20 protein-coding genes and 4 pseudogenes are annotated in these 25,405 nt (G+C 71.6%); 11 read left to right on the top strand and 13 right to left on the bottom strand.

Annotated elements, in window-relative coordinates:
- Positions 1-171 precede the first annotated feature (171 nt).
- Positions 172-1,425 (bottom strand): MFS transporter, encoded by a 1,254-nt coding sequence (locus tag ABZ396_RS15235; protein ID WP_358923685.1) that lies wholly within the window; start codon positions 1,423-1,425, stop codon positions 172-174.
- Positions 1,426-1,604: 179 nt separating this feature from the next.
- Positions 1,605-1,757: pseudogene (locus ABZ396_RS15230) on the bottom strand (LysE family transporter); the annotation flags it as partial.
- Between ABZ396_RS15230 and ABZ396_RS15225 the strand changes: the two are divergent.
- The 3 genes and pseudogenes from ABZ396_RS15225 to ABZ396_RS15215 form a co-directional block, all read left to right on the top strand.
- A pseudogene (locus ABZ396_RS15225) lies at positions 1,751-1,870 on the top strand (ArgP/LysG family DNA-binding transcriptional regulator); the annotation flags it as partial. The pseudogenes ABZ396_RS15230 and ABZ396_RS15225 sit on opposite strands and share 7 nt — an antisense overlap.
- A 35-nt stretch (positions 1,871-1,905) precedes the next feature.
- Positions 1,906-2,124: pseudogene (locus ABZ396_RS15220) on the top strand (hypothetical protein); the annotation flags it as partial.
- Between the two features lie 58 nt (positions 2,125-2,182).
- Positions 2,183-2,437, top strand: a complete 255-nt coding sequence (locus ABZ396_RS15215; RefSeq protein WP_358923616.1) for a WhiB family transcriptional regulator — start codon at positions 2,183-2,185, stop codon at positions 2,435-2,437.
- Here ABZ396_RS15215 and ABZ396_RS15210 read toward each other — a convergent pair.
- The 4 genes from ABZ396_RS15210 to ABZ396_RS15195 form a co-directional block, all read right to left on the bottom strand.
- The gene (locus ABZ396_RS15210; RefSeq protein ID WP_358923618.1) at positions 2,430-4,289 is read right to left on the bottom strand and encodes a HAMP domain-containing sensor histidine kinase; all 1,860 of its coding nucleotides are present in this window, start codon (positions 4,287-4,289) and stop codon (positions 2,430-2,432) included. The two genes, ABZ396_RS15215 and ABZ396_RS15210, sit on opposite strands and share 8 nt — an antisense overlap.
- Positions 4,286-4,984 carry a response regulator transcription factor gene (locus ABZ396_RS15205; RefSeq protein ID WP_358923620.1) on the bottom strand — a complete coding sequence of 233 codons (699 nt, stop codon included), beginning with the start codon at positions 4,982-4,984 and terminating at the stop codon, positions 4,286-4,288. The genes ABZ396_RS15210 and ABZ396_RS15205 overlap by 4 nt, the downstream gene beginning before the upstream one ends.
- A gap of 32 nt (positions 4,985-5,016) precedes the next feature.
- Positions 5,017-5,757: a L,D-transpeptidase family protein gene (locus tag ABZ396_RS15200; RefSeq protein ID WP_358923622.1), complete on the bottom strand. Its 741-nt coding sequence runs from the start codon at positions 5,755-5,757 to the stop codon at positions 5,017-5,019.
- 95 nt (positions 5,758-5,852) lie between these two features.
- Positions 5,853-7,256, bottom strand: a complete 1,404-nt coding sequence (locus ABZ396_RS15195) for a M1 family metallopeptidase (protein WP_358923624.1) — start codon at positions 7,254-7,256, stop codon at positions 5,853-5,855.
- 164 nt (positions 7,257-7,420) lie between these two features.
- Here ABZ396_RS15195 and ABZ396_RS15190 point away from each other — a divergent pair, with 164 nt between their 5' ends.
- Positions 7,421-7,777, top strand: a complete 357-nt coding sequence (locus ABZ396_RS15190) for a DUF488 family protein (protein WP_358923626.1) — start codon at positions 7,421-7,423, stop codon at positions 7,775-7,777.
- Here the strand turns inward: ABZ396_RS15190 and ABZ396_RS15185 are convergent.
- Both ABZ396_RS15185 and ABZ396_RS15180 read right to left on the bottom strand, forming a co-directional pair.
- A complete protein-coding gene (locus tag ABZ396_RS15185) occupies positions 7,774-9,447 on the bottom strand; it encodes an FAD-binding dehydrogenase (protein WP_358923687.1) in 1,674 nt (557 codons plus the stop codon). The two genes, ABZ396_RS15190 and ABZ396_RS15185, sit on opposite strands and share 4 nt — an antisense overlap.
- Before the next feature lie 39 nt (positions 9,448-9,486).
- Positions 9,487-10,134, bottom strand: coding sequence for a TetR/AcrR family transcriptional regulator (locus tag ABZ396_RS15180; RefSeq protein WP_358923627.1), 648 nt, complete (start codon positions 10,132-10,134; stop codon positions 9,487-9,489).
- A 119-nt stretch (positions 10,135-10,253) separates the two neighbouring features.
- Here ABZ396_RS15180 and ABZ396_RS15175 point away from each other — a divergent pair, with 119 nt between their 5' ends.
- From ABZ396_RS15175 to ABZ396_RS15165, 3 genes are all read left to right on the top strand, one after another.
- The gene (locus ABZ396_RS15175) at positions 10,254-10,880 is read left to right on the top strand and encodes an alpha-ketoglutarate-dependent dioxygenase AlkB (protein ID WP_358923629.1); all 627 of its coding nucleotides are present in this window, start codon (positions 10,254-10,256) and stop codon (positions 10,878-10,880) included.
- Between the two features lie 87 nt (positions 10,881-10,967).
- On the top strand, positions 10,968-11,717 hold the full coding sequence (locus ABZ396_RS15170) for an MBL fold metallo-hydrolase (RefSeq protein WP_358923631.1): 750 nt from the start codon (positions 10,968-10,970) through the stop codon (positions 11,715-11,717).
- 9 nt (positions 11,718-11,726) lie between these two features.
- Positions 11,727-12,962: a DUF4032 domain-containing protein gene (locus ABZ396_RS15165; RefSeq protein WP_358923633.1), complete on the top strand. Its 1,236-nt coding sequence runs from the start codon at positions 11,727-11,729 to the stop codon at positions 12,960-12,962.
- A gap of 24 nt (positions 12,963-12,986) precedes the next feature.
- Here ABZ396_RS15165 and ABZ396_RS15160 read toward each other — a convergent pair whose 3' ends face one another.
- Entirely contained in the window at positions 12,987-13,856 is an 870-nt protein-coding gene (locus ABZ396_RS15160; protein WP_358923635.1) for a universal stress protein, read from the bottom strand.
- Between the two features lie 183 nt (positions 13,857-14,039).
- On the opposite strand from ABZ396_RS15160, the gene ABZ396_RS15155 reads away from it, so the two are divergent.
- The 4 genes and pseudogenes from ABZ396_RS15155 to ABZ396_RS15140 all read left to right on the top strand — a co-directional run.
- Positions 14,040-15,716, top strand: coding sequence for an FAD-dependent oxidoreductase (locus ABZ396_RS15155; RefSeq protein WP_358923637.1), 1,677 nt, complete (start codon positions 14,040-14,042; stop codon positions 15,714-15,716).
- The gene (locus ABZ396_RS15150) at positions 15,713-17,191 is read left to right on the top strand and encodes an ATP-binding protein (RefSeq protein ID WP_358923639.1); all 1,479 of its coding nucleotides are present in this window, start codon (positions 15,713-15,715) and stop codon (positions 17,189-17,191) included. Before ABZ396_RS15155 ends, ABZ396_RS15150 begins: the two co-directional genes overlap by 4 nt.
- Entirely contained in the window at positions 17,188-17,541 is a 354-nt protein-coding gene (locus ABZ396_RS15145) for a UBP-type zinc finger domain-containing protein (protein ID WP_358923641.1), read from the top strand. The genes ABZ396_RS15150 and ABZ396_RS15145 overlap by 4 nt, the downstream gene beginning before the upstream one ends.
- Positions 17,542-17,625: 84 nt before the next feature.
- Positions 17,626-18,599 (top strand): annotated as a pseudogene (locus ABZ396_RS15140) (LuxR C-terminal-related transcriptional regulator); the annotation flags it as partial.
- A gap of 18 nt (positions 18,600-18,617) precedes the next feature.
- On the opposite strand, the gene ABZ396_RS15135 reads toward ABZ396_RS15140, so the two are convergent.
- The 4 genes from ABZ396_RS15135 to ABZ396_RS15120 all read right to left on the bottom strand — a co-directional run bounded on the left by ABZ396_RS15135 (position 18,618) and on the right by ABZ396_RS15120 (position 25,321).
- Entirely contained in the window at positions 18,618-19,862 is a 1,245-nt protein-coding gene (locus ABZ396_RS15135) for an SGNH/GDSL hydrolase family protein (protein WP_358923643.1), read from the bottom strand.
- Positions 19,859-22,204, bottom strand: coding sequence for a glycoside hydrolase N-terminal domain-containing protein (locus ABZ396_RS15130; RefSeq protein WP_358923645.1), 2,346 nt, complete (start codon positions 22,202-22,204; stop codon positions 19,859-19,861). Before ABZ396_RS15130 ends, ABZ396_RS15135 begins: the two co-directional genes overlap by 4 nt.
- 98 nt (positions 22,205-22,302) lie before the next feature.
- Positions 22,303-24,099 (bottom strand): carbohydrate-binding protein, encoded by a 1,797-nt coding sequence (locus tag ABZ396_RS15125; protein WP_358923647.1) that lies wholly within the window; start codon positions 24,097-24,099, stop codon positions 22,303-22,305.
- Positions 24,100-24,130: 31 nt separating this feature from the next.
- Complete coding sequence (locus ABZ396_RS15120) at positions 24,131-25,321, bottom strand: ROK family transcriptional regulator (protein ID WP_358923648.1); 1,191 nt, start codon at positions 25,319-25,321, stop codon at positions 24,131-24,133.
- Positions 25,322-25,405: the final 84 nt, after the last annotated feature.

Genomic DNA, 25,405 nt, shown 5'->3' with positions numbered 1-25,405 from the left:
AGGCGGAGGAGGCGTAGACAATCAGCCGCTTCCGCGGCGGGCGACGCGGCGGGGGCACCCCCGGCCGAAGGCTGGGGGACGTCGGCGACCGACGACAACGCCGCTGGGGGCACCCCCTCTGGGGGAGGGCGTGCCACACCCCGTGTCCGCGGCATATCCGCCCCAAGGCCTTCAGATGCGGTAGCGGCGCAGGGCGGGTACGGCGGCGGCCAGGGCCAGCATCACGGCTACGACCAGCAGGCCGCCGCCCGCGACGGCCGCGCGCGGGCCGAAAGCGGACCCCATGGTGCCGTGCAGGACGTCGGCCAGCCGCGGGCCGCCCGCGACCACCACGGTGAACACTCCCTGCATCCGGCCGCGCATCTCGTCGGTCGCGGCGGACAGCAGGATCGCGCCCCGGAAGACCATCGAGACCATGTCGGCCACCCCGGCGGCGGCGAGGAAGGCGACCGCCACCCAGAGATTGCGGCTGAGCCCGAACCCGGCGACGGCGGCTCCCCAGCCGACGACCGCGCCGATCACCATCCAGCCGTGCCGGCGCGCCCGCGAGAACGTGCCGGAGAGGAGCCCGCCGAGCACCGCGCCGACGGGGATCGCCGCGAACAGCAGGCCGAGCGCCAACCCTTCGCCGTAGGACCCGTACGTCTGCGCGGCCAGCTGCGGGAACAGGGCGCGGGGCATGCCGAGGACCATCGCGATGATGTCGGCCAGGAACGACAACAGCAGCATCTTGTGCAGGGAGATGTAGCGGAACCCCGCCGCGATCTCCCGCAGCCCGGCCCGGCGGGTCGTCGCGCCCGCCAGCGGCGGCAGTGCGGGCAGCCGGTACACCGCCCACACCGTCACACACAGCGCCAGTGCGTCGACCAGATACAGCTCGGGCAGACCGATGACGGGAATCAGCGCACCGGCCAGCAGCGGGCCGATCACCTGCCCGGTCTGCATGACCGTCGAGCCGAGGGCGTTGGCCGCGGGCAGCTGTCCCTCGGGGACGAGCCGGGCTATGGAGGCGGTACGGGCCGGGGCGTTCAGCCCCCAGAACGCCTGCTGCACGGCGAGCAGGACCATCAGCGCGGCCACGGACTCCAGACCGGTGACCGCCTGGAGCCAGAACAGCAGCGAGGTCAGGGCGATACCGCAGTTGGTGATCAGCAGCAGCTTGCGGCGGTCCATGGCGTCGGCGACCGCACCGCCCCACAGCGCGAACACGATGAGCGGCAGCAGTCCGGCGAGGCTCGCGGCGCCGACCCAGGCCGAGGACCCGGTGATGTCGTAGATCTGCTTGGGCACGGCCACCGCGGTGAGCTGGCTGCCGACCGATGTGACGATCGTCGAGGTCCACAGCCGGCGATAGCCGGGGATGCCCAGCGGGCGGGTGTCCATCGCCCAGCGGCGCCAGCCCCGCCGGGACGGGACTGCCGTGATGTCGTCGGGGGTCTGTACGCCGGGCTGGGTGCCGCTCTCGCTGGTGTCCACGGAGTTCCTGGTGTCCTGGTCTTCTTGGTGCTCGCTACATCTTTCTGTTGCGGGCCCCACTATCCCAGCAACTTCTGTGACAGCCGAGCCGGTTGTGTCAGGATGCGGCCCCTCCAGGGTTTGGGGCGTCAGGATCCCGCCACCAGCATCAGGCCGAGCCCGATCATGGTCAGGGCCACCATGGCGTCCAGCACCCGCCAGGCCGCCGGCTTGCCGAGGTACCGGCCGAGCAGCCGGGCGCCGAAGCCGAGGGCGGCGAACCAGCACAGGCCGGCCAGCGCGGTGGGTTGACGTGCCGTTGTACTGGCAGCAGTGGAAGCTGGATTCGCCGGCTTTGGGGGCGGTTGCGGAGGCGGTGGCAAGTACGGCGGCGGAGGCGTTGCGCCAGCCGTAGGGAGCCGCAGGCAGTCGCGCGGGTGCGACCGTTGTCAGGCCGTGGTGTGGCAGACGGCCCTCACCCCGGTCGTCGCCCTCGAACTCCTGGCCAGCGGGGCGTGGTCGGGCCCGGGCGTCCCCGGCCCGGAGGCGTTCCCGGCCCGCCCGTTCCTCGACCCGCGGACCGAGTACGGCTCGCCCGGGGCCCGCGCGAGCGGTGACCGCCCGCGATTTCCTGGGACTTGGCCGTTTCGGCCGCGCCCGCTCCGGTGACCCGGTCCGGAGCACACACACGAAACCGCAGAGTCGACTTGGATCGCAGGTGACTTCGATGGACGACTGGCGAGACCACGCCGAGTGCCGCGAGGAGGACCCCGACCTCTTCTTCCCGGTCGGCACCACCGGCCCGTCGCTGCACCAGACACGGCGCGCGAAGGCCGTCTGCGAGCGCTGTCCGGTCCAGGAGCCGTGTCTGAGCTGGGCGATGAAGACCGGGCAGGCCATCGGCATCTGGGGCGGTGCGACCGAGGCGGAGCGCCGGCTGCTGGCCCGGCGCAGGCAGACGGCCGCGCGCCGGTTCAGCTGACGTCGGCCGGTGCCTCGGCCGCCGGCAGTCTCAGGGTGAACTCGGCGCCCCTGCCGGGTTCGCTCGCCGCCTCGACGGTCCCGTCGTGGGCGGCGACCAGGTGACGCACGATCGGCAGACCGAGGCCGCTGCCCCCGGTGCGGCGGCTGCGGGACTTCTCCGCACGCCAGAACCGTTCGAAGACGCGCGCCAGATCGTCGGGGGCGATGCCCTTGCCGCTGTCGGTGACGGTGAGCACGACGTGGTCGCCGTCCGGGCGGGCGGCCAGGGTCACCGTTCCGTCGGCGGGGGTGTGCCGGATCGCGTTGGACACCAGGTTGCCCAGCGCCTGCCGCATCCGCACCGGGTCGGCGTCGAGCCAGACCGTGCCGTCGGCATCGGTCAGCAGGCTGACCCCGGCCCCGTCGGCGGCCACCCGGTGGGCGGCGGCGACCTGCTCGAACAGGTCGGCCGCGCGGACCGGTTCGCGGTGGATACGCAGGGTGCCGGCGTCGGCGGCCGCGAGGTCCTGGAGGTCGTCGATGATCCGCTGGAGGACCAGGGCCTCCTCGTGCAGCGAGGCCAGCAGCGCCCGGTCGGGGGCGACCACGCCGTCCCGGGTGACCTCCAGCCAGCCCCGGATGTTGGTGAGCGGACTGCGCAGTTCGTGGGCGATGTCGCTGACCATCGCCTTGCGCTGCTCCTCAAGGCGTTCCCGCCGCTCGGTGAGGTCGTTGAACGCCTCGGCCAGCAGCCCGGTCTCGTCCCGGGTCCGCACCGGCGCCCGCGCATGCAGCTCGGGCGGCTGCTGGGCGGCGGCGGTGAGCGCGCGCAGCGGTCGTACCAGACGAGTGGCGACGACCGCGGTGACGGCGACCGTGACGGCGAGGACCAGACCGGCCACGCCGACGATCCTGGCCTTGTTGGCCGGGGACATGTCGAAGCGGGGTGCGGTCTGGTCGCCGAGGCCGAGGAAGAGTTCGGCGGCCGGGGCGACATACGGTTCGAGCTGGGTGCGCCGGGCATCGGTGACGCAGTTCTTCGCCGTCTGGTCCGTCTCCCGCTTGACGCCCCTCTTGGTGACGAGGAAGCCGCCGGAGACCGGGGTGCGTCCCGTGGGGTCGTAGGTGAGGGAGAGCGGGCCGCCGAGATCCATGTCCCTGGCCTTGAGGCAGGGGCGGGCCAGGTCCGTCAGCGCGGTGAGGGCCCTGGTCTCGGTGGGGGTCGGGAAGTCGAGCGCGTCGCGCGTCCCACTGGTGGGCGTGGCGAAGACGTTGCCGCACCCGGCCTTGAGGTACAGGACGGCGTCCGTCCCGTCGTCGACCAAGACATGGGGCCGGCCGCTCGGGGTGTGCCGGACAGTGGTCCGGGCGCCGACGCGGTCGAAGCACTCCTGCTCGTTCCTCGCGACCGCGTCCAGCTTCTCGCGCTCGATCGCGGGCAGCCGGAACGGACCGACCGCGCGCGGGTCGATGCCGCTGAGCTGGGCGCCGAACTCGGTGTAGGTGTCGGTGTGCAGGGGGTCCACGGCGGCCGCGGGCCGGGGTGGCAGCGGGCTGTCGTGGGGCGCCGAGTCGGCGATCAGGGTGCGGTCGGCGGTGGTCAGTGCGACCCGGCGGCCGGTCGTCGCGGCCAGCGCCCGGACCGTGTGCTGGACCCCGCTCCAGTCGGCGTGGTCAGCCGCGTACCCGCTGAGCTGGGCGAGGATCTTGTTGTCGGCCGCGAGATCCCGCCCCTGCTCCTGCTCCAGCGCGCTGGTGGTGGTTGTCACCGCGAGCCAGGCGGTGGCGGCCACCGAGCACACGGCGATCAGCACGGAGGCGAACAGCAGCCGGACGAGCAGCCGTTTGCGCCACGGTATGCGGGCCCTCACGGACGCCCGCCGCTCAGCTTGTAGCCGACGCCGAACACGGTCAGCAGCCGCACCGGCCGCCGGGGATCGGCCTCGATCTTCCGGCGCAGGTTCATGACGTGGACGTCGACGGCCCGTTCGGTGGAGGCCCGGTCGAAGCCGCGGGTGCACTGGAGCAGCTGCCGCCGGGTGAACACCCGGTCCGGCTCCCCGGCCATGGCGAGCAGGATCTGGAACTCGGCCGGGGTCACCTCCACCGGCAGCCCGTCGCAGCGCACCTCGTGCCGCTCGGAATCCACGCTGATCCCGGCGGCGATCGCGGCAGGCTCCCCGCGTACCGCGGCGGCCCGCCCGCTCCGCCGCAGAATCGTCCGGATCCGGGCCATCAGCTCACGGGGACTGTACGGCTTGGTCATGTAGTCGTCGGCGCCGAGCTCCAGGCCGAGCAGCACGTCGTCCTCGTCGGACCGGGCCGTGAGCATCAGCACCGGGATCTCGGGATCGCCGCCGCGCAGCACCCGGCACACGCCGAAGCCGTCGATCACCGGGAGCATCAGGTCGAGGACGACCAGGTCCGGCCCGAGCCGGCGCGCCGCGTCCAGCGCGGCCGCCCCGTCGTGGACCACGGTCGCGGTATGGCCCTCGGCCAGCAGGGAGCGCCGGATCAGCTCGGCCTGCATCTCGTCGTCCTCGGCGACCAGCACATGTGCGCACACAGGTTCGGATCCTAAGCGGAGTTCCGGCGGCCCTACTGGGCGAGCCAGTCGGGGTACCCCATGACGACGACCGGATGCCGGTCCGGGTCGAGTGTGCGCAGCAACTCCTTCATATGCGCCTTGGCGACACTGACACAGGCGTGCGTCGGACCGCCGTGGTCGACGTGCAGCCAGATTCCGCCGCCGCGCTGCGCACCGAGGGGGCGGGTCCAGTCGAGGGGCGAAGTGCCCGGCCGGCGGTTGTAGTTGATGGCGATGACGTAGTCGAAGGAGCCTTCCAGCGGCTCGCCCTCGAAGCCGGTGCCGGGCGAGTGGAAGCCGTACGACTGGTGGTACGGCAGCTCGCTCCCGGGGTCGGCGAGCAGACCGCCGGCGTCGGTCAGCCCGTAGACGCCCAGGGGCGAGCGCAGGTCACCGACCACATGGTGGTCGCTCCAGCCGTCCTTGCCGTTGTGCGCGGGCCAACTGGCTCGGGGCTGCCATACGTTGTCGTCGCGCTCGTAGAGGACGACGGTGCAGACGGACGAGTCCTTGCCCCGCCCGCCGGCGACGACGACCTGTTCCGCCCGCTCGGGTATCGCGGCCGTGGTCCTGGGCCCCAGCCCCGGTATCTCTGGGGGCTGCGGGCTGCTGCTCTCGGGTGTGGGGGAAGCCGTCTTCCGCGCCGGCCGGGCGTCGTCCGACCGGCTCGGCGCGGCCTCGGCGTCACCCCCGCAACCGGAGAGCAGGAGGGGGGAGGCGAGGAGGGCGACAGCCGTTCTGCGATGGATCATGAGACCGACTCTGGCCGACGGCTGTGAGGAACTCGTCAGCTTTCAAAGCACGTTGGCCTCAGCCCTCCCGGTGAGGGGCGCGGGCACCCAAACCCCTACGGCTTGCCCTTCTTGTACAGCCACGTCTGGAACAGCGACCCGAGGTCCTTCCCCGACTGCCCCTCAGCCAGCTTCACCAACTGCGCCGTCGTCCCGTGCCCGTTCCGGTGCTCGGCGGCCCAGGACCGCAGAATCCGGAAGAACACCCGGTCCCCCACGGCCTTCCGCAGTTCGTGCAACGCCATCGCACCCCGCTCGTACACAGGCGTGCCGAAGATGTTCGCCCCGCTCCCCGGGTCCCCGGGCGGGTACGCCCACAACCCGTCGCTCGCCGGTTTGGCGTACAGCGCGTCGAAGGTCTGCTGCGCGCTGTCGCCCCCGTGCTGCTCGCTGTAGAGCCACTCGGCGTACGTCGCGAACCCCTCGTTGAGCCAGATGTCCTTCCAGGCGGTGAGGGAGACGGAGTCGCCGAACCACTGGTGGGCGCTCTCGTGCACCAGCGTGCTGAGGCCGGGCGCGGAGTCGTAGACCGGCCGGCTCTGCGTCTCCAGGGCGTATCCGACGTCCGGCGCGTGGTCGACGATCGCCCCGGCCGCGCGGTACGGGTACGGCCCGAACAGCTTGCTCTCCCACTCCAGGACCGACGGCAGTTTCCTCAGCACGGCCGCGGACCCGCCGGCCTCGCGCGGGTCGACCGCGTTGTACACCCTGATCCCGTCCCGGGTGGTGTACTGCTCGACCTTGAACGTGCCGACCGTGGCGGTGGCCAGGTACGCGGCCATCGGCTCGCTCTGCCGCCAGCGGAAGGTGGTGCGGTCGCCGGAGGTGTGCTGCGCGAGGAGGACGCCGTTGGCGACGGCGGTGCGTCCCTTGGGGACGGTGATCGTGAAGTCGTACGACGATTTGTCCTTGGGGTGGCTGTTCGCCGGGAACCACGTCATCGCGCCCTGCGGCTCACCGGCGACGAACGCGCCGTCGTCGGTGCGGATCCAGCCGTCGGCCGAACCGTCGGGGTCGGTGACCGCCTTCGGGGTGCCGTTGTAGGTGACGGCGACCCGGAACTCCCGGCCCTTCGCGAGCGCGTGCGCCGGCGTGACGACGAGTTCCTGACCGTTGCGGCCGACGCGGGCGGTCCGGCCGTCGACCGTCACCCGGGTGACCTTGAGGCCGCTGAGGTCGAGGTCGAAGCGGGTGAGCTTCTGGGTGGCACGGGCGGTGAGGACGGCCTTGCCGTCGAGGTGGCGGGAGGAGGTGTCGTAGCGGAGTGTCAGATCGTAGTGGCCGACGTGGTAGCCGCCGTTGCCGCTGAGCGGGAAGTACGGATCGCCGGCGCCCGCGGCGCCTATCGTGCTCGCCGAGGCCGGTCCGGCGGCCGCGAGCAGGGCCGCCACGGCGACCGGGACGGTGGCGAGGACGGCCTCGCGGCGGAGAACTGCGGTACGTCTGCTTGCACCCTGCACGTGCGCTCCTTCGGGGGTGGCCGATGATCAGTGGCCCACAGACTAGGCGCGCGGGGATCCGCGTTTCCCTCTCATTTGGTCAAGCTGCGCCGCGTCGGCAGCCGGCGGTGCGGGCCCGCCGCATACGCTCGCGGCACTGACACCGAGCCGGGAGGTGCCCGACCGTGAGCGTGCGCGTCCGCAGGATCTACGAATCGCCCGAGCCTGAGGACGGTGTGCGTGTCCTCGTGGACCGGCTGTGGCCGCGCGGGGTGTCGAAGGAGGACGCCCGGGTGGACAAGTGGCCGAAGGAGCTGACGCCGTCGGACGAGCTGCGCCGTTGGTATCACGCGGGCGAGGGGTCGTACGACGAGTTCGCGGACCGTTACGAGGCGGAGCTGGCCGCTCCCGAGGCCGCCGAACTCGTCGACGGCCTGCGGGAATCGGCCCGGAGGGGCCAGGTGACCCTGGTCACCGCGTCCAGGAGCCCGCAGGAGAGCCACGCCGCCGTGCTGGCGCGGTTTCTCACGACCTCGGCCTAAGTTGTCTGCTTCGCCGCCGCGCGCCCTGCCGCCCGGCCCGAGAACAGGCAGCCGCCGAGGAACGTTCCCTCCAGCGCGTTGTAGCCGTGCACACCGCCGCCGCCGAAGCCGGCCACCTCGCCGGCCGCGTAGAGCCCGTCGATCGGCTGCCCGTCGGCGCCGAGGGCTCGGGAGTCCAGGTCGGTCTGGATGCCGCCGAGGGTCTTGCGGGTGAGGACGTGCAGCTTGACGCCGATCAGCGGCCCGGCGGCCGGGTCGAGGATGCGGTGCGGGGCGGCGACCCGGCCGAGGCGGTCGCCGATGTAGCGGCGGGCGTTGTGAATTCCCTGGACCTGGGAGTCCTTGCTGTAGGAGTTGCGGATCTGCAGGTCGCGGACGACGATCTGGCGGCGTACCTCGGCCGCGTCCAGGAGCGCCTTGTCGGTGAGCCCGTTCATCTTCTCGACGAGCTGCTCCAGGGAGTTCGCGGTCACGAAGTCCGCGCCCTTGTCGAGGAAGGCCTGTACCGGGCCGGGCGCGCCCTTGCCGAGCAGCCGGTCGCGCAGCACCGCCCTGCGGTCCTTGGCGGTGATGTCGGGGTTCTGCTCGGAGCCGGAGAGCGCGAACTCCTTCTCGATTATCTTGCGGGTGAGGACGAACCAGGAGTGGTCGTGCCCGGCGAGGTCCTCGGTGGTGCGCAGGTACTTGAGGGTGCTGAGGGTGTCGTAGCCCGGCAGGCAGGGGTCGGGCAGGCGACGGCCGAGGGCGTCCAGCCAGATCGAGGACGGGCCGGGCAGGATGCGGATGCCGTGGCCGGGCCAGATGGAGTTCCAGTTCTGGATGCCTTCGGTGTAGTGCCACATGCGGTCGCGGTTGACCAGGCGTACGCCCGCCTCGGCGCTGATGTCGAGCATGCGGCCGTCCACGTAGGCGGGGACGCCGGTGATCATCTCGGCGGGGGGTGTGCCGAGGCGTTCGGGCCAGTGGCGGCGGACGATGTCGTGGTTGGCGCCGATGCCTCCGCTGGTGACGACGACGGCCTGGGCGGTGAGTTCGAAGTCGCCGGTGCGGTCGCGGTTGGAGGCGACTCCGCGCGGCGAGTCGTCGGGGGCGAGGACCGTGCCGCGTACGCCGCGTACCGCGCCGTCCTCGATGACGAGTTCGTCGACCTGGTGGCGGTGGTGGAAGGTGAGCAGTCCGTCGCGGGAGGCCTGCTTGGCGTACCGGGCGAAGGGTTCGACGACGCCGGTGCCGGTGCCCCAGGCGATATGGAAGCGGGGGACGGAGTTTCCGTGCCCGGTCGCCCGCAGGTCGCCGCGTTCGGCCCAGCCGACGGTCGGCAGCAGGCCGATGCCATGGCTCTGCAGCCAGGACCGTTTCTCCCCCGCCGCGAACTCGACGTAGGCCCGTGCCCAGCGCACCGCCCAGGAGTCCTCGTCGTCCTTGCGGTCGAACTGGGCGCTGCCCTGCCAGTCGTTCCAGGCCAGGTCGAAGGAGTCCTTGATGCCGAGACGGCGCTGCTCGGGCGAGTCGACGAGGAAGAGCCCGCCGAAGGACCAGAACGCCTGGCCGCCGAGGTTGGCGGCGTTCTCCTGGTCGACCAGGGCGACCCGTCGGCCCCTGCTGGTGAGTTCGTGCGCCGCGACCAGGCCGGCGAGGCCCGCTCCGACGACGATGACGTCCGCGTCCATGGCGACCGTTGCCTTTCTCATTCGGATCTCATTCGGATCTCATTCGGAGGATGCGCTTGAGGGTTCGCTTGCCGTGCCGGAGTCGGTCAGCAGCGCGGTGAGCAGTTGCTTGAGCCAGGCGCGGGCCCGGTCGACGTCCTTGTCGAGCAGCAGTTGGGTGGTGACGCCGTCGTACGCGGCGACCACGGCGTGGGCGGCGCCGTCGACGCCGCCGAGCACGTCGGGGATCGGGGCGTGGCCGCGAGCACGGAAGAGCCGGTCGGCGACGGCCTCCCGCAGCCGGGCGCGGTGGTCGAGGAGAACCTCGGCGACGGCCGGGTCCCGGGCGGCGTGCACCAGGAAGTCGGTCTTCACCATCAGCCAGTCCACGTCGAGGAGCAGCACGTCGGCGACCCGGTCCACGGAGGCCGGTACGTCCAGGCCGGGGCCGTCCAGGGCGAGGGCGTCGGCGACCTGCCGGGCGATGAGGTCGGCGCGGTCCCGGTAGAGGGCGAAGAACAGCTCGTCGAGGGTGGCGAAGTTGGAGTAGAAGGCGCCCCGGCTGAACCCGGCGGCCTCGCAGACCTCCTCGATGGAGACCCGTCCGAAGCCCTTGGCGGCGAACACGGTGAACGCGGCGTCGAGCAGCCGGGCACGGGTCTGCACCCGGCGCCGGGTGACCCGCTGCGTCACTCCCCCCACCGCCATGTCCCCACCCCCGGTCGATACGCGAATGTATCGGATACACCAATGCATCGAAAGGCCTCGATGCGAGGTCGCCATGATCAAATGGGAACACGCATTCGATTAAGGAGTACGCTGGCCCCATGGCCACGCACCTCCAGGGCTCCCTCTTCGACCAGACCGACGAACTGCGGCTCGGCTCCCTCGACGGCATCGGGCGGACAGAGCTGGGCTCCGGCGCCTGGATAGACGTGCTGCCCGGCTGGCTGAGCGGCGCCGACGCACTGTTCGAACAGCTGGCGGAGGACGTCCCCTGGCACGCCGAGCGTCGCACGATGTACGACAACGTCGTCGACGTACCACGTCTGCTCGCCTTCTACGGCGCCGACGACCCGGTGCCGCACCCGGTCCTCGCCGAGGCCCGGTGCGCGCTCACCCGGCACTACGCCGACGAGCTGGGCGAGCCGTTCACCACGGCGGGACTCTGCTACTACCGGGACGGCCGTGACAGCGTCGCCTGGCACGGCGACCGGATCGGCCGGGGCGCGCGGCAGGACACCATGGTCGCGATCCTCTCCGTGGGCGCACCCCGTGATCTGATGCTGCGCCCGCTGCGCGGCGGCCCCTCCATGCGGCGCCCGCTCGGGCACGGCGACCTGATCGTGATGGGCGGCTCCTGCCAGCGGACCTGGGAGCACTGCGTACCGAAGACGGCACGCGCCACCGGGCCGCGCATCAGCATCCAGTTCCGGCCGCACGGGGTGCGGTGACCCGGATCCCCGTGGACGGGTGCCCCGCGCCATCTGGTTGGCTGTCTTCCGGTTCGGTCGGCACGCTGCGGGAACGTCGGAGAGATCATGCGCGCAGAGGTACACGAAGTCGCCAAGGGCACCTACCTGGTGCACGGACACCACACCAACTGGGTGATCCTCAAGGACGGTGACGCCGTCACTCTGGTGGACACCGGCTACCCCGGGGACCGGCAGGGACTGCTCGACTCCCTCGCGGAGGTGGGCGGTTCACCGGAGGCGGTCACCGCCGTCCTGATCACCCACGCGCACAACGACCACCTCGGCTCGGCCGAGTATCTGCGTGACACCCATGGCATCCCGGTCTATCTGCACGAGGCCGAAGTACCGCACGCCCGGCGGGAGTTCCTCCAGCAGGTCTCCGTCGGCGCGGTGCTGAAGAACGCCTGGCGGCCGGGTGTGCTGCCCTGGCTGGTGCACGTCCTGCGGGTCGGCGGCACCGAGCAGCACCCGGTCGGCGCGCCCGAGGCGTTCCCGGTCGCCGCCGGGCCGCTCGACCTGCCGGGCCGGCCCGTCCCGGTGCACACCCCCGGCCACACCGACGGGCACACCGTCTACCACCTGCCCGACGCCGGCATCGTGATCTCCGGCGACGCCCTCGTCAGCGGGCACCCGACCTCGCGCGTCACCGGCCCGCAGCTGCTGCCCGACATGTTCCACCACGAGCGCGCCCGCGCGGTGGCCTCACTTGATCTCATCGAGGAACTCGACGCCGACGTGCTGCTGCCCGGACACGGCCCCCTGCACCGGGGATCCGTCAAGGCGGCCGCCCGGCGGGCCCGCGAACGCGCCCTCTAGGGTCGGGCCATGGCATTGCAGATCAGCGCCACCAACCCGGAGCACCCCGCCCTCCTGCTCGAACTGCCATGGGACCTCCCCCTGGAGGAGTGGCCCGCGGACTACCTCGTACCGCTCCCCCGCGGTATCTCCCGGCACGTGGTGCGCTACGCCCGGGCCGGCAGCGAGGTCATCGCGGTCAAGGAGCTCGCGGAGCGCCCTGCGCTGCGCGAGTACGAGCTGCTGCGCGACCTGGACCGCCTCGCCATCCCCGCGGTGGACCCGCTCGCGGTGATCACCGGCCGCACCGACGCGGCGGGCGAGCCGCTGGAGTCGGTGCTGGTCACCCGGCACCTGGGCGGTTCGATGCCGTACCGCTCGATGTTCGAGACGACCATGCGCCCGGCCACCATGCACCGCCTCATGGACGCCCTCGCCGTGCTGCTCGTGCGACTGCACCTGGCCGGGTTCGCGTGGGGCGACTGCTCGCTGTCCAACACGCTGTTCCGGCGGGACGCCGGCGCGTACGCGGCGTACCTGGTGGACGCCGAGACCGGCGACCTGCATCCGCAGCTCAGCAACGGGCAGCGGGATTACGACCTCGATCTGGCCCGGGTCAACATCAGCGGCGAGCTGCTCGATCTTGAGGCGTCGGGGGCGCTGCACCCGTCGCTGGACCCGATCGAGTTCGGGTTCGAGATCTGCACCCGGTACGGCGAGCTGTGGGAGGAGCTGACCCGTACCTCGGTGTATCCGGCGGGCAAGTACCACTTCATCGAGCGCCGGATCCGACGGCTCAACGAGCTCGGTTTCGACGTGGCCGAGATGCAGATCGAGCACTCCTCCAACGGCGACGCCGTCACCTTCGTGCCGAAGGTCGTCGACGCCGGACACCACCAGCGCCAACTGCTCCGGCTGACCGGGCTGGACGCCGAGGAGAACCAGGCACGGCGGCTGCTGAACGACCTGGAGAGCTGGATGGCCACCCAGGACGACTACGCCCCCGGCGACCCGCTCGCCGCCCGGCCCGAGGTGCTGGCGCACCGGTGGGTGCGGGACGTCTTCCGCCCCACCGTGCGGGCCGTGCCACTGGACCTGCGCGGCTCCATGGACCCGGCCGAGATCTACCACGAGCTGCTCGAACACCGCTGGTACCTGTCCGAGCGGGCGCAGCACGACATTGGCCTGGACAAGGCGGTCGAGGACTACATCGAGAACGTACTGCCCAAGGCGCGGGAGACTCTCGAGCCGGTCACCCCGGAGTGAGCGGGCCGCGGCTCTTGCGGCGTGTCACCGGTGGGGCACCACGGCCACCGGGCAGTCGGCGTGGTGCAGCACGCCGTGCGCGACCGAGCCGATGCGCGCGCCGACCGCCGTGCGGTGGGCGCGCCGTCCGACGACCATCAGCTGGGCCCGTCCGGCCACCGACAGCAGCACCTGACCGGCGCTGCCCATCTCCACATGCTCGGCCACCGGCACATCCGGGAACCGCTCCCGCAGCGGCCCTACCGCCTCGGACAGGGCCTTCTTCTCGTAGGGCTCCAGGCCTCCGGTCTCGTCCAGCAGCCTCAGCGAGCCCGGGCTGTAGGCGAAGACCGGCGGCAGGGTCCAGGCCCGGACGACCCGGACCGTCGCGCCACGGGCCGCCGCCGTCTCGAACGCGAACTCCAGCGCGGCCACGCTGTCCTCCTCCCCGCCCTGCTGGCCCACGACCACCTCCCGTCCGGCGGCCTCCGCCGTGGGCCGGTCCCCGGCGCGCACCAAAACGACGGGCCGGATGGCCTCGGCGATCACCTGCTGGCCGACGGAGCCGAGCAGGAACCCGACGACCGGGCCGTGCCCGCGCGAGCCCAGCGCCAGCAGTTCGGCCCCGGCCGCCGCGTCGACCAGCACCTCGACCGGGCCGCCTTCCACGATGTCGATGCTCACCACGAGGTCCGGATACCGCCCGGTGACGGTGCGCACCGACTCGCCCACCCCGTCGGACACCCATCCCTGCTGGGTCTCCCGGTCACCGCCGAGCGCCCCGAGCTCCTCGTACCGCCAGGCGTGCACCACCCGCAGCGGCAGACCGCGGCGCACCGCCTCACGTGCCGCCCAGTCCAGAGCCGCGAGGCTCTCCTCCGTACCGTCGACCCCTGCCGTGATCGGGCGTGTCATGCACCGGCCTCCTCGTCGGTTCCGCGTGTCGCGATCAGTCTCGCGCACTCACGGGTGCCCCCTGTGCACCCACGTACAAGAGCGGAGGCAGGCGATCGAACATACGATGGGCGGGTGCGGTGGCCGCGCTCCTTCCGGAGGGCCAGCCGTACCGAGGAACCAACGGCTCGGGGTGGGAGACGTATGGCACAGGCTGCCGACGCAGCGCGGACCGTCATCATGACCGTGGACGACGACCCGGGAGTCTCCCGTGCCGTCGCCCGGGATCTGCGGCGCCGCTACGGCGCGTCGTACCGGATCGTGCGCGCGGAGTCCGGGGAGTCGGCGCTGGACGCGCTGCGGGAGCTGAAGCTTCGGGGCGACCTTGTGGCGGTGATCCTGGCCGACTACCGGATGCCGCAGATGAACGGCATCGAGTTCCTGGAACAGGCCCTGGACGTGTACCCGGGCGCCCGGCGCGTGCTGCTGACCGCGTACGCGGACACCAACGCGGCTATCGACGCGATCAACGTCGTCGATCTGGACCACTATCTGCTCAAGCCGTGGGATCCGCCCGAGGAGAAGCTGTACCCGGTCCTCGACGACCTGCTGGACGCGTGGCGGAGCAGTGACTACAGGCCGGTGCCGGCCACCAAGGTCGTCGGGCACCGCTGGTCGGCCCGGTCCTCGGACGTGCGGGAGTTCCTCGCCCGCAACCAGGTGCCCTATCGCTGGTACTCGGTCGAGGAGCCGGAGGGACAGCGGCTGCTGGCGGCCGCCGGGGCCGACGGGCAGCGGTTGCCGCTGGTGATCACCCCGGACGGTACGCCCCTGGTCGAACCGGAGGCGCCCGAGCTGGCCGCGCGGGTCGGGCTCGCGACCACGCCCACGGCGGACTTCTACGACCTGGTGGTCATCGGCGGCGGCCCGGCCGGGCTCGGCGCGGCGGTGTACGGGGCGTCGGAGGGGCTGCGGACCGTGCTCGTGGAGCGCGCGGCGACCGGCGGCCAGGCCGGGCAGAGCTCCCGGATCGAGAACTACCTCGGCTTCCCGGACGGGGTGTCGGGGGCTCAGCTCACCGACCGGGCACGGCGGCAGGCCGCCAAGTTCGGCGCGGAGGTCCTGACCGCCCGTGAGGTCACGGCACTTGAGGTCAGTGGGGCCGCGCGGGTGGTGCGGTTCGCGGACGGCTCGGCGATCGCGGCGCACAGTGTGATCCTGGCGACCGGTGTGCAGTACCGGCAGTTGGAGGCCGAGGGCTGCAGCGACCTGACCGGCTGCGGGGTGTTCTACGGCTCCGCGCTGACCGAGGCCAGCTCCTGCCAGGGGCACGACGTGTACATCGTCGGCGGCGCCAACTCGGCGGGCCAGGCGGCCATGTACCTGTCCCGGTTCGCCAAGTCGGTGACGCTGCTGGTGCGCGGCACCGACCTGTCGGCCTCGATGTCGTACTACCTGATCCAGCAGATCAACGAGGCCCCCAACATCTCGGTGCGCAGTCATACGGTGGTCGACTCCGCGCACGGGTCCGACCGGCTGGAGCGGCTGATGCTCCGTCACTCGGTGAGTGGCGAGACCGAGTCGGTCGAGGCGCAGTGGATGTTCGTGTTCATCGGCGCGGCCCCGCTGACCGACTGGCTCGGCGACACCGTGCTGCGCGACGGGCGCGGGTTCATCCTGGCCGGGCCCGATCTGACGGTCGACGGACGGCCGCCGACGGCCTGGGAGCTGGACCGGCCGCCGTACCACCTGGAGACCAGCGTGCCCGGAGTGTTCGTGGCGGGCGACGCGCGTGCCGAGTCCGCCAAGCGTGTCGCCTCCGCCGTCGGAGAAGGAGCCATGGCAGTGATGCTCGTCCACCGTTATCTGGAGCAGTCATGAGCGGGCAGTTGATGCCGTGCAGCCCGAAGGAGGTCGGCGCGCTGTTCCTCTTCGAGAAGCTGGACCCGGAGCAGCTGGGACGGCTGTGCGCCGCGGGCCGGGTGGAGCTGTTCGAGCCCGGACCGGTCTACACCGAGGGTGAGCCGGCCACCTGTTTCTACGTGATGATCGAGGGCACGGTGGTGCTCTCCCGCCGGGTCGCCGGCGACGACATCGAGGTGACCCGGACCTCGCAGGCCGGGGTGTACGCGGGTGCCATGCAGGCGTATCTCGGGGACCGGGTTCGGCAGGCGTACAACAACTCGATGCGGGTGACCGAGCCGACGCGGTTCTTCGTGCTGCCGGCGGACACCTTCGCGGAGATCATGCGCGAGTGGTTCCCGATGGCCGTCCACCTGCTGGAGGGCCTGTTCTTCGGTTCCAAGAGCACCCAGGCGGCGGTCGGGCAGCGCGAACGGCTGCTGGCGCTCGGATCGTTGTCCGCCGGGCTCACCCACGAGCTCAACAACCCGGCGGCGGCGGCCGTGCGGGCCACGTCCACGCTGCGCGAGCGGGTGGCGAAGATGCGGCACAAGCTCGCCGTGATCGCGGGAGGGCCGTTCTCGCGGGAGCAGCTGGCCGGTCTGATCGAGCTCCAGGAGCGCACCGCCGAACGGGTCGCCAAGGCCCCGGCGCTGAGTCCGCTGGAGGCCACCGACCGCGAGGACACGCTCACGGACTGGCTGGACGACCACGGCATCGACTACGGATGGCAGCTCGCGCCGATCTTCGTGCAGGCCGGGCTCGACATCGACTGGCTGGAGCAGGTCGCGGCTGCCGTGGACGAGGAGATCCTCCCGAACGCGGTGGGCTGGCTCAACTACACCATCGAGACCGAGCTGTTGATGAACGAGATCGACGACTCCACCACCCGGATCTCGCATCTCGTCGACGCGGCCAAGCAGTACAGCCAGCTGGACCGGGCGCCGTACCGGGTCGTGGACGTGCACGAACTCCTCGACAGCACACTGCTGATGCTGTCCGCGAAGATCGGGCAGGACATCGAGGTGGTCAAGGAGTACGACCGTACGGTGCCGCCCGTCCCCGCCTATCCCGCGGAGCTCAACCAGGTGTGGACCAACCTCATCGACAACGCGGTCAGCGCGATGAAGGACGGCGACGGCGGCGGGCACGGCACGCTGACCGTGCGGACCGCGCTCGACCACGAGCAGCTGCTGGTCGAGTTCCGGGACACCGGGACCGGGATCGCGCCGGAGATCAAGGACCGGATCTTCGACCCCTTCTTCACGACGAAGCCCGTGGGGCAGGGCACGGGTCTCGGTCTGGACATCTCGTGGCGGATCGTCGTGAACAAGCATCACGGCACCATGCGGGTGGAGTCGGTGCCCGGGGACACCAGGTTCCAGGTGCTGCTTCCCCTGACCGCCGAAGCGCCCGAGGCAGAGGCGCCCGAGCCATCCGAGGAGACGGTATGAGCGGCGACACCGCGATCGACCCGAACGTTCCGCCGAGCGGTGCCGGGTGTGTGGAGTGCGACAACGAGGGGGGCTGGTGGTTCCATCTGCGGCGGTGTACGCAGTGCGGGCACATCGGGTGCTGCGACGACTCGCCCGCGAAGCACGCGACGGCGCACTTTCATGACACGGGGCATCCGATCATTCGTAGTTACGAGCCGGGCGAGGGATGGTTCTGGAACTACGAGTCGGACGAAGTGTTCGCGGCGGGGCCGGAGTTGGCGCCGCCGGTGAGCCATCCCGCGGATCAGTCCGTGCCGGGCCCCGCGGAGCGGGTACCGGAGGACTGGGCCCGGGTGCTGCGGGGTTGAGCGCCTGAGGGGCTGGTGCCGGCTCAGAGATCGTTCAACACTCCTTTGATCGGCCGGGACGACGAACTGACCGGGCTTGCGGGGGTACTGGAGCGTGCCCGGAACGGCGGTGGGCAGGCCGTGCTGGTCGCCGGGGACGCCGGGGTGGGCAAGACGCGGCTTCTGGACGAGGTGGCCGCCCGGGCGGCCGGGGACGGAACGACCGTCGTCACCGGGGCCCGTCCTGTACGTGGCACTGGCCCGGGGCGAGCGGGATGTCGTCGAGCGGGCCCGGGCGCTGCTCGGGGAGCGCTTCGACTGGATGGGCCGGCTCGTCGGCGGCATCGTGTTCACCGACGCGGCCGCACTGCGCGGCGACCCGGAGGAGGCGGTGGCGCGAATGCGGGACTCGGTCACGGCGCTGAGCGACGGGTCGGGGCGGCTGCCGGACGTGACGGTCCGGCTGGCGGCGGTCGCGGACCGGGCGGCCGGACTGCGCGGCACCGGGGGTGAGGACCGCTGGACGGACCTCGCCGGCGAGTTGGTGGAGTCGGCCCGGGGCTCGGCCGTGCGGCACGGCCCGGAGGGGCAGGCCTGGCTGGCGCGCGCGGAGGCCGAGTGGACCCGTGCGGTGTCCGGGCCGGACGCGGCGGCCTGGGAGAAGAAGGTGGCCGCGTTCGCGAACGGCGATGTCTACGAACTGGCTCGCGTCCGACTCGGTTACGCCGAGGCTCTGTCGGCCGACGGCAGGCCGTGCGGAGGCCCGGGAGCAGGCGCAGGCGGCGCGGGAGACGGCCGTGGCCCTGCGTGCCGCGCCCTTGCTGGAGCGGCTGGACACGCTGCTGACCCGGTCCGCGGAGGCCCGGGTGACCCCGCTCTCCGCCCGTGAGCGGGAGGTGCTGCGGCTGCTGGCGCTCGGCCGCAGCAACCGGCAGACGGCGAGGAGCTGTTCATCACGGGCAAGACGGCGAGCGTCCATGTCTCCAACATCCTCGCCAAGCTGGGCGAGCCGTAGGGAGGCGGTGGCGATCGCCTACCGCGAGGGCCTGATCACCCCGGGGCCGACGGCCCAGGGGTGATCGTGCGCGCACCCGGGTTCAGCGGTGGCAGTCGAGGCTGCCGAGGTCGACGGCGTCGGCCATGGCCTGCATTCCCTTGTCGTTGGGGTGGATGTGGTCGCCGCCGTCGAGGAACGGCAGCATCCGCGCCTGGTCGTAGGGGCTGCGCAGGATCCGGTCGAAGTCGGTGACCGCGTCGAACTCCCCACCGGTGCGGATGAACTGGTTGACCTCCTGGCGTACGGCCTCGCCCGCCGGGTCCCACTCCGGCCAGCCCTCGAACGGCCCGACGGTCGAGGCGGCCACGCACTTCCCGGCCGCGTGCGCCCGCCGGACGACCTCGCGGTACCCGGCGATCAGGTCGGCCGCGGTGACCCCGGTGTGGGCCTTGATGTCATTGACCCCCTCGAACAGGAAGACGGTACGGACGCCGGGCTGGCTGAGGACGTCGCGGTCCAGGCGGTTGAGGGCGGCCTGCCCGGCGCCGTCCGCGAGCACCTTGTTGCCGGAGATCCCCTCGTTGGCCACGCCCTTGACCTCGGTGTCCGCCTTCTGGAGCCGGCGGGCGAGATAGTCCGGCCAGCGGCGGTCGAGGTCGCTGGTGGACGCCCAGCCGTCGGTGATGGAGTCGCCGAGCGCCACCACGGCCCCGGTGGCCGCGTTCGACGGCCGTACGGAGACCGCGTCCAGGTACCACCACGAACCGGTGGCCTGCGTCCAGTTGGCGGCGCTCTCCTCGGCGGTGTGGTCGCCCTGGGTGGCGTAGGAGGTCTGCATGGCCATCCAGTGGCCGGTGGCCGGACCCGCCGCGTCCGGGCTGTGCAGGCTGACGACCAGGTCGCTGCCGGCGGGCAGGCTGCCGGGCAGCGGGTCGCTCCACACGGTGGCACCGGCCGGCACGGTGACCGTGCGGGCGCCGCTGAAGGTCAGCCGCTTGTTGCTGCCCGGTTTGAGGGCGGCGCCCTGGCTCTGAAGGCCTGCGTAGACGCTGTCCAGGGTCAGGGGCCGGTCGCCGAAGGCGTTGGACAGGCGTACCCGCAGTCCGCTTCCGGCGGCACTGGTGTGCACGACCAGCCGGTAGCCGCGGTCGGCGGTGCCCTCTCCCATCCGGTCGGCGCTGGCCGCCCAGGTGACCACGTCGTGCCGGGCGGAAGCGGCCGGCGCGGAGACCCCCTGCGCGGGGGGCTGCCCGATGGGTGCCGCCTGGGCGGGCCCGGTCTGGCAGGCGACCGCCGTGAGCACTACGGCGGCGATGCCGAGAACCCGCGCGAACCCGCCGGTCACCGTGCGAAGTCCTTCAGCGTGACGGACGCGCCCGGCGTCAGCGTGACCGTCCGTGACGTCCCGCCGTACGCGACCGTCGTCGTACGGCCGCCCACGCTGCGGATCCGGGCCTCGGTCGGCCTGCCGTCCCGCCAGCTCAGGTCGACGACGAAGCCACCGCGCGCGCCCGCCCCGGTGACCTTGCCGGAGGCGGCCCAGGCGGCGGGGAGGGCGGGCAGGAGTTCCAGGTGGCCGGGGCGGGAGTACAGCAGCATCTCCAGGATCGCGGCCGGGGTGCCGAAGTTGGCCTCGATCTGGAAGATGCCCCGGCCCTTCTCGACCTCGTAGATGTCGAAGAGGTTGGGTGACGTGCCGTTGCTGCCGTTGCTGGACGGGCGGAGGTTCCGGACGACGAGCTGGTAGGCCTTGTCGGCGTCCTTCAGCCGCGCCCAGCACAGCGAGCGCCAGGCGTTGGCCCAGCCGAAGCTGTCCATGCCGCGTGCGGTGAGCAGGGCCGTGGCGCCCTTGACGATGTCGGCGGGCGTGGAGCCGTCGGGGCGGATACGGTCGCCGGGGAAGAGGTTGATCAGCGGCGAGAGGTGGCGGTGGGTGGTCTCGCCGAGGTTGTCCGGGGACATCCACTCCTCCAGCCAGCCGGTCTTAGGGCTCACCACCGGCAGGTAGAGGCGCTCGCGGAGCCCACCGACAGTGTCCGCGTATCCAGCATCCCTCTTCAGCTCGGCCGCCGCAGTGCGGAAGTTGCCGAACAGGGTCCACACCTGTTCCTGGGTGTAGGTGTTGCCCTTGGCGTCCTGCGGTCCGTGCTCGGGCGACCAGTCGCTGTCGTCGATCAGCACCTGCTTCCCGTTGTCCAGGGTGGTGGTGAGCAGGCGCGCCTCCCAGAACTGGCAGGCGCCCTTGAGCAGCGGGTAGATCTTCTCCAGGTGGGAGCGGGAGAGGGTGAACTCGTAGTGCTCCCAGAGGCTGTTGCACAGCCAGGCGTTGCCCGCCGGGTGCCACCACCAGCCGAGTCCGCCGTACGGGTTGGTGGAGAAGGCGACGGTCCAGCCGGCGACCTTCCCGCTCGAGTTGCGGTAGCGGTTGCGGGAGTCCTGGAACAGCCGCTCGGTGAGGTCCGTCCAGGACGGGAGTTGGTCGACGCAGTAGTCGGTGAAGGCGTCGAAGCACTGGGACAGGCCCAGCCGGTCCGACATCCAGTAGTTCATCTGGATGTTGATGTCGGTGTGGTAGTCGCCCATCCAGTCCGGGTCGTTGCCGTCCAGCCAGACGCCCTGGAGACCCATCGGCAGACTGTCACGCGACCCGGCGATCATCAGGTAGCGGCCGAACTGGGCGTAGGACGCCTCGAGTTCCGGGTCGGGGTCGCCGGTGTCGGCGCGGGCCTGGAGGCGCGCCCAGGTGTCGAGGCCGCGCTGGTCGGCCGTGGAGGTGCCGAGCGACAGGTCGAACTGCCCGAACAGCTCCCGGTGGTCGGCCGCGTGGGTGCGCAGCAGCGCGTCCGCCGAGTGCCGGGCGGCAGCCTTGACCTTGGTGCGGGCGAGCGCCCGTGGGTCGAGGGACGGGTCGCGGTAGCCGGCGGCGGCGTCGGGTGCGTAGTCAGTGCCGCCGCTCAGTACGACGGTCAGCTCCCGGCAGTCGGCGAAGTCGATGTGGGAGCCGTTCACGCGGACGCTGCCGCCGCTGCCGTAGGCGTTGACGGCGGCCGCGTACTTCAGCCCGTTGGGGAAGGCCCCGGCGAACGACTCGGCCGTGCCGCCGGTCTCCCCGTGGGTGCCTCCGAGGGTGACGGTTCCGGTGTACCGGCCGCCGCCGTCCTGGCTGAAGTGCAGCACGATCACGTCGTCCGGGCGGCTGGCGAACACCTGCCGCCGGTAGGTCACTCCGGAACGGACGTACGACGCACTCACCACGCCGTTGTCGAGGTCGAGGGTACGGCGGTAGCCGGAGACGGCGCCCAGGTCATGGTCGGGGATCTCGACGGTGAGCCGGGCGAGCAGGGTGAGCGATCCGAAGTCGGCGCGGCCGTAGGGGAACTGACCGTCCGAGTCGAGGGTGTCGTTGAGACCGCCGGTCCACAGGGTGGCGTCGGTGATCAGGAGGAGTTCACGGCCGGAGTCGTTGCTGGCGAGGGCGCCGAGCCGACCGTTGCCCACGGGCAGACCCTGCTCGATCATCGACCCGTCGTCGGCGGGGGCCTGCCACCAGAGTTGGTGACGGGAGGGGGCGAGCGGCTCGGAGGACCGCTGCGGAGCGGCGCTCGCGGTGAAGGAGGGGAGCCCGGCGAGGGCTCCGGTGGCGGCGGCGAGGGCGAGGAAGCTGCGTCTGCTGGGGTGGTTGTCCATGGGGTTCCAATCCGACGTCCGTGAGGGGGGCACGCCCCGCAAGGGGCGCGGGGAACTGCGGACCAGCCCCCACCGGCCCGCAGTTCCCGACCACGCACTTACCGAGGTGAGTTGGGAACGTCGATCCGGTCGACGTCCGGCGCGTACCCCGAAGCGCTGTCGAACGAAACGGTGTTGGCACCAGCCTTGAGCACCACCGGCACGCTCACCGTCGAAACGGTCCCCCAGTCCCCCGTCGACGGGAACTTGTGGCTGGTCCCGCCCCCGGAGTTGGCCGAGATCGTGGCCGACCGCGAGTCACCGCTGACATACGCCACCTTCACCAGATACGTACCGGCCTTGTCGACCACGACGTTGTTGAAGGTCAGCTTGCCGCCGAGGTACAGGTTTCCGACCTTCTTCGCGCCGGAGCACGCATCGCACCCGGCGACGGAGGCGTTGCCGCTCAGAGTGTTGGCGCTCGCCTCGGCCTCATAGCCGGTGGCGGTCAGGGCACTGCCCTTCGGGGTCACGGTGAACAGGCGCGAGCCGTGCGCGGGCAGAGCCTGGGTGATCTTGCTGGTGTACGTACCGAGGTTCTCGTGGTTCCACAGATCCCGCACCGACGCCTTGCCTGTGAAGCCGAGCGCCGTCCAGTCGGCGGTGACGGCCGAAGGCGAGTTCGCGAGGTTGAAGAGGGCGACCGTGTACGTGCCGTCGGCGTTCTTCGCGGCCCAGACCTGCTGCGGGTCGGACGGGGTGACGGGGCGGGCCGGCGGGTTGGCGCTCTGGTCGACGGCGATGACCTCGCGGTTGGTCAGCAGGGAGACGCCGTAGCCGTCGAGCTTGGTGATGTCGTCGCCGGTGAACAGGGGCGACTTGGCGATGGCCCAGAGCGTGGCGTAGCTCTGCCGTTCGGCCTTGGTGAGGCCGTCCATGGCGCCGTTGCCGACGTCCAGGGAGTCGAGGTCGTTCCAGCCGCCGGGGCCCGCCTTGCCGGTCCAGGCCGGGGCGTCGTCCCAGCGGTCGTTGACGGAGTTCTCCCAGCTGACCAGGGTGTTGCAGTAGCACTCGACGTCGGTGTCGATGCGCCAGCCGTTGGTGTACTTCTTCCAGTCGGCGGCGTGCCCGAAGTCCAGGGACCAGGAGGTCTCCAGGTGGATCGGGCGGCCGGTGGCGGTGATCGCCTTGTTCCAGGCGGCCACGTCGGCGACGTTGTTGTACTGGTCGCCGCTCTTGCCGGAGCCGGGGCCGACGCCGTCGAGCTTGAGGAAGTCGTAGCCCCAGCCGGCGATCATCTGGGCCTGGGAGTCTATGTACTTCTGCGCGCACGGCTTGTCGAAGTCGATCTTGTACGCGCTGTCCCAGCCGTTGGTGGTGCGCAGGTCGTCGTAGACGACGTCGGCGGTGGTGCAGCCGTCGGCGTTCCAGACGGGCGTCTTGCCGTCGCCGTAGGCGCCCTTCTCCAGGCCGGCCGGGAGGTAGATGCCTGCCTTGAGGCCCTTGGCGTGGATACGGTCGGCGACGGCCTTCATACCGCTGGGGAAGCGGGCGGAGTCGGCCTTCTGGCGGCCGTATTGGTCGTAGCCGGACTTCCAGTTCCAGTCCATCCACCAGCCGGCGTCGATGTTGATGTACTCGTAGCCGTACGCCTTCAGCTTGCTCGCCATGGCGTCGGTCTGCTTGAGGATGTTCGCCTCGGTGAGGTAGCTGTAGTCGCCCTGGTCGTTCAGCCCGGGGTACTTGGACGACTGCATGCTCCAGCTGGACCAGCCCATGTACGGCTTGGCGGCGATCGGGGCGGGCGTTTCGGCCTGGGCGGCCGGCACGGCGGACGCGAAGGCCGCGGTGAGTGCCAGCACGAGGACGGTTCTCAGCCCGCGCGCGGGCAGGACGGTGTACGAAGGTGACCGCATGGGCCCTCCTGGGTTCGGGGTCTTGGGCGGCTCAGCCCTTGCCCGTTGGGGTGGGAGACGAGGTGATGAAGGACTGGATCGCGGCGGCCGCGGCCCCGCGCGCCCACTCCTCGAACGGGAGGGGGCGGGTCTGTACGTCGCACTGCGCGGCGGAGCCGAAGGCGGCCGCGGTGAACGAGTCGAGGATCTGCTCGGCGAAGAGGTCGTAGGCGGCGAGTCCCTCGCCGGAGATGATCACGCGTTCGGGGCCGAAGAGGTTGGCCACGGTGGCGATGCCCCGCCCGATGGCCTCACCGGCGTGGGCGTACACCTCCCGCGCTCCGGCCACACCTTCGTGAGCAAGCGCCACCGCCTCGGCGGAGTCGGTCACTTGACGACCCGTCACCTCACGCAAGCGGGTGACGATCGCGGCGTCCCCGGCGATCGCCTCCACGCAGCCGCGGTTGCCGCAGTGGCACAGGGGCCCGGCCGGGTCGATGGCCACGTGCCCGATCTCCCCCGCCACCCCGTGCGCGCCGGCCACCAACCGGCCGTGGATCACCAGCCCGCAGCCGATGCCGGCGCCGACGGTGACCACGGCGAAGTCGGAGAGCCCGACCCCGGCGCCGAACCACTGCTCGGCGACGGTCAGGGCACGCACGTCGTTGTCGACCACGACCGGCAACCCCGTGGTCATGGCGGCGACTTCGGCGAGGGCCACGTCCCGCCAGTCGAGGAAGGGCGAGAAGCGCACGATCCCTTCGGCGCGGTCCACGTCGCCGGAGACGGCGATACCGAGGCCGAGGACGGGGGCGCCGAAGTCCTCGGCCTCGGTGCGCAGTTCGTGGGTCAGATCGGCGATGGAGGTCAGGACGGCCTTGGCGGCGCGGTCCGTGACCGGCAGCCGGCGGGCCAGGCGGATCCGGCAGCAAAGGTCGGTGAGGACGGCGATGACCTCGTCGCCGGTCACCTTGACCCCGATGAACAGCGCCCGCCCGCCGTCGACCCGCACCAGGTTGGCGGGGCGCCCGAGGGCGGAGCGGGCCTCGCCGTCGGCGTCCTCCGCCAGATACCCGGCCGCCAGCAACGGCCGGACGGCCTTGGTCACGGCCGCCGCCGACAGGCCGGCCCGGCGGGCCGCCTCCAGCCGGGTGAGGGGGCCGTGGGACAGGACCGTGGTGAAGATCTGCGAGGCGGCCGGCGTGTGGGCCGGGAACGTCTCGGCACGGGAGGTGGAGCGCATGGCCGGGAACTTAGGTGGCTTATTTTCTGCTGTCAATAAAAGAAACAGGAATCACCTGAAGGTTGACTGTGAGGCGGTCGTGGC

It is taken from the genome of Streptomyces sp. NPDC005866 (genome assembly GCF_040629895.1).
Taxonomy (GTDB): domain Bacteria; phylum Actinomycetota; class Actinomycetes; order Streptomycetales; family Streptomycetaceae; genus Streptomyces.
This window is presented reverse-complemented; position numbering and strand designations above follow the sequence as displayed.